The organism is Cognatundibacterium oligocarboniphilum (assembly GCF_013377855.1).
In the GTDB taxonomy this organism is placed as follows: domain Bacteria; phylum Pseudomonadota; class Gammaproteobacteria; order Burkholderiales; family Burkholderiaceae_D; genus Undibacterium; species Undibacterium oligocarboniphilum.
This window is the reverse complement of the sequence record NZ_JABXYJ010000015.1, coordinates 21791-30483: the sequence shown is the minus strand read 5'-3', so window position 1 is coordinate 30483 and position 8693 is coordinate 21791. Positions and strand designations below refer to the sequence as shown.

The following is an 8693-nucleotide window of genomic DNA, read 5'->3' as shown; positions in this document are numbered from 1 at the left end:
TCCCCTGCCTAAAGGCAGGGGAGGATGTCAAAAATGCCACGATAATTGAGCGGTGCCGGTCTGAGGACGACATGCAGCAAGTGTGATACTCATTAAGCATTGCTATGCCAGTTTCCAAACCCCTCGTTCTTCAGAGAAATAATCGCCGCTGCTGTTTAACACCTGGCGAATTTTGTCTTTCCAGTGCGGATTACGCTGTAGCTTGTCCGGAGCATTCTCTTGTATGGTCTGATAGACCACCTCCAGCTTAGCTTGACCACCCAGCTGTATCATCACATGTCGGACAATAGAGCGCCATGTTCCACGAAGTCGTTGAGCTTGTTCAATCGCTATGGCCTGCAGGAATTGCATGGTAGTGCATTTTTTGCGCTTGAATATCAAAATGTACTCATGGGTAATGAAAGGCAATTTCATTGCTTTGTAGGATTTAGCATTTGACTGCATGTTGTGCTGCGCCTTGATGAGAACCCCGGCCAATTCATCTTTGGGTAACCGGCTAATGATCTCGGCCTGATAGCTACTATACACACCACCGCGCCGCCAATCTCCTACGATAGTGCCGTAGTAACCTCCGATTTTGGTAGCTTCTCGCTGATTGATCATAGCAATTTGCATTTTTTCGCAAAAGTCGTTGTCGTCATGACAGCGCGACAAATCATCTGGATGCGGTTCGCTACCCCATTGCTGGCCGCTGTACAACACCATACCGGAGTATGGACAGTGTGATAACACCAAGTCCACTTCTTTATCGATTTTTTTCACAATCGAATCGCGAAGAATATTAAAACCGGAATGTAGGTCTAAACCGAAAGCTTCGATGCCCATCATTTCTGCAACCTGAATCGCCGTGCCACTCCCTGACATTGGATCACAGAATGAAGCAGGTTTGATGCTCTGAAACAGTGCTCGATATACGTGCCCAGAACAGTTGCCACGCCATGAACTGCTACCCCACGGTCCGCGCTCAGGGAAACTCAGAATGCTTCCTGTCACATCGATTGGAGGCAAGAGTAAACTTTGAGCATCTGCCAGAATTTGATTAGTTGATTTCATAATATGAATGAGAATGTAAATCCAACCAGTGTGGTCGGAAAATGGTTGAAAATTTCCTAGAGGGAAAACGAAGGAAATTCAGAGAGTTTCAAGCTTGAAAGTGAGGTGTTAGCCTGACTTTTGTTCAGCTATACAGCACTTTGTTTGAAACATGAGTAGTTGATTTTGGGGAAATAATCCCGTCAAGATCCGCTAAAACTGCCAGTTTCGAAGCCGGCATGTGAATAAATTTGATAAAACTGCCACGCCGATTTAACGAGAGCTTGATAGAACCTTCAGCAAAATTTACTTGACTGATGGTGACTGTGACCGCATTTGGAATGCCGTCCAGCTTGAGACGAGGGATTTGCATGCCAACGTGTAAATGCTTTGTTCTAATCACCTCTCGGCAATCATTTAGATGAATGATTGATTCACAATAAGCACGGCAAGCGAAAACATCGAATTCGAAAATCCGCCTTTGGATGAAGGATGGATCGGGTGGCGACGTATAACAATCATACTTTCCGCCGATCGCGATTCGTCCGGCACCACCGGAAATAATGGTTTCATATTTCGTGAATTCGTGGCCACCAACTCCGTCCACTTTTTCAACAATGACATAAGCATCTTTAGGAGATGATTTGACCAATGTTTCAAGTCTGGTAAATAATTCCCGTACTCTTTTTGCACGCTCTGGCAGTCGTAAATCAATTGAAACCTGTTCAATCAGTTTTGGAAGTTGACCGTACCCGGTTATTCCAAGAACATGTTGTAGAAACTGAGAATTTTCAGAAATTTGTTGTTTGATGGCTGACTGGCAAGCAGCAATCAGTTCCGGTGAAAATGGTGTTGTGCTCATATTATGACCTTGAATAATTGAGCCAACCATAGGGACTGGCCCGATAGGGTTGTAGAAGGACACTAAAAATTGTTTTAAGAAGGAGTGATGGATTGCATGATTTTTTGCTTGATCAGATCCAGGGCTGTGGATTTGCGTTCATGCAAAAAGTAGTATTGGTTTTGAAAATGGATAAAGAAGCCCCGAACATCGCCAACGAGTGGCTTTTCATCGATGATAATGTGCATATCACTGTAAGAGATGATGTTCTGGTTTCTCGATTTTGCATTCAGAAAACTTGCTTCCGAACTTGCCGTCGCGCTTTGACTGATACTGAGGTCTTCCTGAAAAGCTAACCATTCCAGGGCGCTTATGCGTTCAGCATCGGGAAATGATTTCCTGAGCTGTGACAAGGTATCCGAGACGAAAGAATCGTGTGCATGGTCTTCTAAAACCTGCAGAGTGCTTCTGCGAGATTTACTGACGATGAGGTATTTGGGCGAATTCATTGGTGCTCCATAAAAATGACCTATACCCATTGGGCATGGCCCTATTGGGTAAAATTGGCAAAAAATGTGGAGACTTCATCCCCTGACGATGCCAGTTCCCTGGCTGCCGGCAGCGGATAGATTCCGGCATGCTAACCTACCGATTTGACAAGGCAAATTTATTTGGTAGTGTTAGGAACGTGATTAATTAATGGGGAAAAAAATGCGAGTTATTGATAACAAAGTGATTTTTGAAGATAACGAAAAGGAAATGTGGACCAAACTGCTGGATCGTTCGGTGGACGGAAACATCGCCCCGCACGTACTTCGCGAATTAGGCGAAGCACGAGTGCGGGAGCTTTCGGATGAGGGCAATCCAATTTGGGCGCGAATGGCGGCCAAGATGGTTGTGGAAATTCCCCAAATCCTGCATTAATTCCTGATTGTCAGTGTCAATCAAGTATTAGCGGATGATGCCATCTTTGGAATGTTTCAGGATTTCTTGATTCCGCAGAGTATGTCTGGCGACAGCCATGGCGTTGACCATGTTGAATGATACAAATTTGCTGACACTGACACCCTCTTTTCCCAAAGCGTCCATTTCTTCGAGGACAGTTTGGGCATAGTTGGGATTGCTTGCTTGAACCAGGACAAAATCCCAAAATTCCTTACGGTAAAGTTCGGGTGTGTTGGAAAAGGCATCTGCGGCCCGTTCCATCTTGATTAATGTGGTGTTGACACGTGCTGCAGCTTGGTAGGTTACCTTCATGATGACCTCAAAAAAAAGTGAGGTCATCAAACCCATCGGGTTTGAATAACCCCAATGGTTGGATGAAAGCCGGATGGCTTTGGACGATGCGAGTTACCTCGCCAGAAATCGTTTGAGCGTATTAACAGCTCTTTTCAGCATTCTGTATCAATCACGAAATTTCTGCAAGTCCCAGAACAATATGCGAGGACTTGACTTTAAAAAATTGTTGTTACACTCAATACATGCCATAACCGTAACGAGGAAATGTAATGGAAACTGCAAATGACATGCCAACAATGGACGGAAAAATGTTCTATTTTGGCCCCCTATTGGTCTATTGCCTGATGCTGGTCGTGCAATTCAGTGGTTGGTTCATGATGCAAGTCGGGATTGATAAATTTTTCCTTGTTGTGTCACTTGGACTGACGATCGCGCACCTCTATTTTGCTTTCACACTGAATTTTGAGAAAGTCACCTTTCAGTTCTGGATGGCATGTATTTGCTGGTTTGCCAGTTTGACTGTGGGCGCATCCAAGGCCAATGCCTTACCAAGCGTATTTTTCTTCCTGGTGGCGGGAGTCTGTCTCATGCTGATGTACGAAGGATACGCAAAGATACTGAATCAGGCCGGATGCCGGACCTTGCGTGAAAATGTTTTTCCGCGGTTGTTTTTGGCCGGTCGGATGCGTGCAGCGGAAAAATTCCGGCGCTCAAATAATCAACAGCCCTCTTCTACTTCTCAACCAATCACCCGGGCGACGACGATAAGCAAATTTAATTTTTCCAGCTTAATAGGTTTGGAAGAAGAAAAAGCACGGATCATGGAGGCAGCGCAGGATATCCTGAAGGCTTACAGGACGAAAGGAAGCGCAAGGAACGGAATTCTGCTGACTGGCGAACGTGGTAACGGAAAAACTGATCTGGCGAAGGCTTTGGCAGGTGAATTGAAATTACCTTTCATCGAAGTAACGAATGGATTGGTGGCCAGCCAATGGATCAATGAAACGACCGTCAATGTCATGCGGGCCTTGAATGAAGCCCGGAGCAAGGCACCATGCGTTTTACTGATTGATGAAATTGACTCATTCTTAGTGAACCGCGCCAATATTGTTCGGGCGGATTCTGAAGATGCCAAAATTGTTAATACCTTATTGACTGAATTGGTTAACCTTCGTTCCACAGGAGTTATTATTGTGGCAGCGACGAATCATTTGGAAAAACTGGATGCGGCTGGCATTCGAGAAGGTCGATTCGATTTCAAAATCGAAGTTTTAGCACCAAATGCAGAAAGCCGGATTCTGTTGTTGAAAGATGCCTTATCAAAGAATCTCAGCACGACACCAGTTCAGGCCGGAGCCATAGAAACAGCAACGAAACGGTGGAACGGGTTTTCCGCTATCAGGATTTTGTCCGTTGCCAAAGAACTTGCTGCAATGAACAGGCATTCATCCATCCCGATCATCACATCCGATCTGATTTTTGAAGCGCTCAGAAAATTACAAGGATCGAAAGGAATGGCTGTTGATAATGCCAAAGGGATCGACAATTTATTCCTGCCGGAAGAGTTGAAAGAGGATTTGAAGTCGATTGTTTTCCGGATGAAAAATATCCAGAAAATCGAATCCGCAGGCGGCTCGTTACCGACTGGTTTGGTTTTTTACGGTTCGGAACCGGGGACAGGGAAAACAGAAAGTGCCCGGTCAATTGCAAAGGATTCAGGCTGGGCATTCTTGGCCACCACATCTAATGACTTGATTGCTGATGGCGGACTGATTGACAAGCTGTATTCAGAAGCATTGAATATTCGCCCCTGCATCATTTTTATTGATGAAGCCAATGATGTTTTGCGTGACCGCTCGATGTCTAACTACGGAGCGATTACCAATAAGTTGCTGACAGTGATGGATGGTGTTGCCAGCGAACGCCGCGATGTCATGTTTATTGCTGCGACAAATTTCATCGAACATATTGATCCTGCGGTATTGCGCGGTGGCCGTATTTCAGAAAAATTCCATTTTACGGTTCCTGATCATGCTTCCCAATCTGAGTTTATGGGTAGTTTATTGAGAAAAGCGCGAGTTGGGATGAATGAAGACATCGAGGCGGCATGGATAGTCGTGACGATGGCCAATCATGGATTGACAGGTACAGTCGCAAATATGACCGCGGTATTCCAGGATGCCATCAATGAAATGATTTACCGGGATGCGAAAGATGGCCAATTGTCGCGCAGGGACTTTACTAAAGCTATCCAGAAGCAAATGCACTGATCTGGTTGCAGAAGGAAAAAAAACCTCTCCAAGGAGAGGTTTTCATTTTTTTTGGTGCTTATAACGGGGCATCTTTTTCGATTCTCTCACAAAATTCCGGTGTGGCTGAACCAATTAAAACTAAATCAGTTTTTGATGGGATGATCACTTCCTTATAGACCGCGAATTTATGATCACCATGCCACTGTAACTGTANAAATTCCGGTGTGGCTGAACCAATTAAAACTAAATCAGTTTTTGATGGGATGATCACTTCCTTATAGACCGCGAATTTATGATCACCATGCCACTGTAACTGTAAATGGGGTCGTCTCAGAAAACGGAAAATAAAGCACGCTAAGCCGGTGGCAGCGGTCGCAATGGCCTGAACTTCCCCGCACCGACCTTGGCACTGCTGCGCCATAGGTAATCGCCGGTCAGGTTGATATGCTCCCACCCCAGCGGTGACAGATATTGCAGCAACGTGTCGTCCAGCGCCTTGCCGTGGGCACGCAAAGCACTGGTGGCACGCTCCAGATAGACCGTGTTCCACAACACGATGGCCGCCGTCACCAGATTGAGGCCGCTGGCCCGGTAGCGCTGCTGCTCAAAACTGCGGTCGCGGATTTCACCCAATCGGTAGAAGAAGACCGCCCTGGCCAGCGCGTTGCGCGCCTCGCCCTTATTCAGCCCCGCATGGACGCGGCGGCGCAGCTCCACGCTTTGCAGCCAATCCAGAATGAACAGCGTGCGCTCGATGTGCCCCAGCTCGCGCAGGGCGACGGCCAAGCCGTTTTGGCGCGGATAGCTGCCGAGCTTGCGCAGCATCAGCGAGGCCGTCACCGTGCCCTGCTTGATCGAAGTGGCCAGCCGTAGGATTTCATCCCAATGAGCGCGAATAGCCTTGATGTTCAGCCTGTCGCTGCTAATCATCGGCTTGAGTGCATCGTAGGCAGTATCGCCCTTGGGAATGAACAGCTTGGTGTCGCCCAGGTCGCGGATGCGCGGCGCGAACCGGAATCCCAGAATGTGCATCAGGCCGAACACATGATCGGTGAAGCCCGCCGTGTCGGTGTAGTGTTCCTCGATACGCAAGTCAGACTCGTGGTACAGCAGGCCATCGAGCACATAGGTCGAGTCGCGCAAGCCGACGTTGACCACCTTGGCGCTGAAGGGCGCGTATTGGTCGGAGATATGGGTATAGAACGTCCGCCCAGGGCTACTTCCATACTTCGGATTGATATGCCCGGTGCTCTCTGCCTTGCTGCCGGTTCGGAAGTTCTGGCCGTCCGACGATGACGTGGTGCCGTCGCCCCAGTTTCCGGCGAAGGGTTGTCGAAACTGTGCGTTCACCAGCTCGGCCAGCGCCGTCGAATAGGTTTCGTCGCGAACGTGCCAGGCTTGCAGCCAAGACAGCTTGGCGTAGGTGGTGCCAGGGCAGGACTCGGCCATCTTGGTGAGCCCAAGATTGATACCATCAGCCAGAATCGTCGTCATCAGCAAGGTTTTGTCCTTGGCCGTGTCGCCGGTCTTCAGGTGTGTGAAGTGGCGCGTGAAGCCCGTCCATTCATCGACCTCCATCAGCAACTCGGTGATCTTGAGGTGCGGCAGCAACATCGCCGACTGGTCAATCAAGGCTTGCGCGGCGTCTGGCACCGCTGCGTCCAGCGGCGTGATCTTCAGGCCCGATGCAGTGGTGATGATGGCATCCGGTAAGTCGTTGGTCGCCGCCATGCGGTTGACTGTGGCGAGTTGCGCCTCCAATAATTCCAGTCGGTCATGCAGATATTGGTCGCAGTCGGTGGCCACGGCCAGTGGCAATTCGCTGGCCAGCTTCAGGGTGGCGAACTTCTCAATCGGCACCAGGTATTCGTCGAAGTCCTTGAACTGGCGCGAACCCTGCACCCAAACATCACCAGAGCGCAGTGCGTTCTTCAGCTCCGACAGGGCGCATAACTCGTAGTAACGCCGGTCAATACCCTCGTCGGTCAGAACCAGCTTTGCCCAGCGCGGCTTGATGAATGCGGTTGGCGCATCGGCGGGCACCTTGCGCGCGCTGTCGCTGTTCATGCCGCGCAGCACGTCGATGGCATCGAGCACACCCTTGGCGGTGGGCGCGGCGCGCAGTTTGAGCACGTCCAGGAACTGCGGCGCATAGCGGCGCAGCGTGGCGTAACTCTCGCCGATATGGTGCAGGAAATCAAAATCGGCAGGCCGCGCCAGCGTTTGCGCCTCGGTGACGCTGGCGGCGAAGGTGTCCCACGGCATGACCGCTTCGATGGCGGCGAACGGATCGCCGCCGCTTTGTTTGGCTTCAATCAGCGCCTGACCGATGCGCCCATACATCCGCACCTTGTCGTTGATCGCCTTGCCGGAAGCCTGGAACTGCTGTTGATGCTTGTTCTTGGCCGCATTGAACAGCTTGCCGATGATGCGGTCGTGCAGGTCGATGATTTCATCAGTGACGGTGGCCATGCCCTCGATGGCCAGTGCTACCAAGGTGGCGTAACGCCGCTGCGACTCGAACTTGGCCAGGTCGGCGGGCGTCATCTGGCCGCCCTCGCGGGCGATCTTGAGCAAGCGGTTTTGGTGTACCTGCCGTTCGATGCCAGCAGGTAGGTCAAGCGCCTGCCAGGCTTTGAGGCGTTCGATGTGTTCAAGCATGTGGCGCGAGTTCGGCTTGGCGGGCGATTGGCGCAGCCACGCTAGCCACGTCATTTTGCTACCATCCTTGCGCTTGAGCAGTTCGTCCAGGCGCTGGCGATGGACAGGTATCAAGGAATCGGCCAATGCCGCATGGATGCTTCGGTTGGCACGGGTAATGGCCTCGGCGCTTGCGCGCTCGATGGCATTCATGGCGGGTAGGATGATGCTCTGCCGCCGCAGGTTTTCAACAAGGGTGCTGGCCAGCACAATGCCTTTGTCTGTTTGCAAGGCCAGTTCGGTCAATGTATGCACGGCTTGCCGGTAATGACTCATGGTGAAGGGCTTGAATCCAAACACCGTTTGCAGCTCGACCAAGTGCTCCCGCCGTGTCTGCTCGCGCTGGCCGTAATGGTTCCAGCTTTCCACCGGCACCTTGAGTTGTGCGGCCACCATGCGCAGCAGGGGCGGAAATGGAGGATCATCGACGCCCAAGAAGATGCCAGGGAATCGCAAGTAGCAAAGCTGCACGGCGAAGCCCAATCGATTCGCGGCGCCGCGACGCTGACGGATCACCGACAGGTCGGTTTCGTTGAACGTGTAGTGCCGTATCAGTTCGTCTTTGGCATCTGGCAGTGTCAGCAGACTTTCGCGCTCGGTGGCGGACAGGATTGAGCGGCGTGGCATGG

Annotated in this window: 7 protein-coding genes; 2 read left to right on the top strand and 5 right to left on the bottom strand. The window is 50.4% G+C overall.

Annotation, left to right across the window (positions count from 1 at the left end):
• Positions 1–102 precede the first annotated feature (102 nt).
• The 3 genes from HV832_RS16670 to HV832_RS16660 all read right to left on the bottom strand — a co-directional run bounded on the left by HV832_RS16670 (position 103) and on the right by HV832_RS16660 (position 2382).
• Positions 103–1053: a hypothetical protein gene (locus tag HV832_RS16670; RefSeq protein ID WP_223827386.1), complete on the bottom strand. Its 951-nt coding sequence runs from the start codon at positions 1051–1053 to the stop codon at positions 103–105.
• A gap of 124 nt (positions 1054–1177) precedes the next feature.
• Positions 1178–1894 carry a hypothetical protein gene (locus HV832_RS16665; RefSeq protein ID WP_176805153.1) on the bottom strand — a complete coding sequence of 239 codons (717 nt, stop codon included), beginning with the start codon at positions 1892–1894 and terminating at the stop codon, positions 1178–1180.
• 74 nt (positions 1895–1968) lie between these two features.
• Complete coding sequence (locus HV832_RS16660; protein ID WP_176805151.1) at positions 1969–2382, bottom strand: hypothetical protein; 414 nt, start codon at positions 2380–2382, stop codon at positions 1969–1971.
• Between the two features lie 202 nt (positions 2383–2584).
• On the opposite strand from HV832_RS16660, the gene HV832_RS16655 reads away from it, so the two are divergent.
• Positions 2585–2797: a hypothetical protein gene (locus HV832_RS16655; protein ID WP_176805149.1), complete on the top strand. Its 213-nt coding sequence runs from the start codon at positions 2585–2587 to the stop codon at positions 2795–2797.
• 27 nt (positions 2798–2824) lie between these two features.
• On the opposite strand, the gene HV832_RS16650 is transcribed toward HV832_RS16655, so the two are convergent.
• Entirely contained in the window at positions 2825–3166 is a 342-nt protein-coding gene (locus HV832_RS16650) for a hypothetical protein (protein ID WP_176805147.1), read from the bottom strand.
• Positions 3167–3381: 215 nt separating this feature from the next.
• Here HV832_RS16650 and HV832_RS16645 point away from each other — a divergent pair, with 215 nt between their 5' ends.
• Positions 3382–5382: an AAA family ATPase gene (locus HV832_RS16645; RefSeq protein ID WP_176805145.1), complete on the top strand. Its 2001-nt coding sequence runs from the start codon at positions 3382–3384 to the stop codon at positions 5380–5382.
• A gap of 336 nt (positions 5383–5718) precedes the next feature.
• On the opposite strand, the gene HV832_RS16640 is transcribed toward HV832_RS16645, so the two are convergent.
• On the bottom strand, positions 5719–8691 hold the full coding sequence (locus tag HV832_RS16640; protein WP_176805144.1) for a Tn3 family transposase: 2973 nt from the start codon (positions 8689–8691) through the stop codon (positions 5719–5721).
• Positions 8692–8693: the final 2 nt, after the last annotated feature.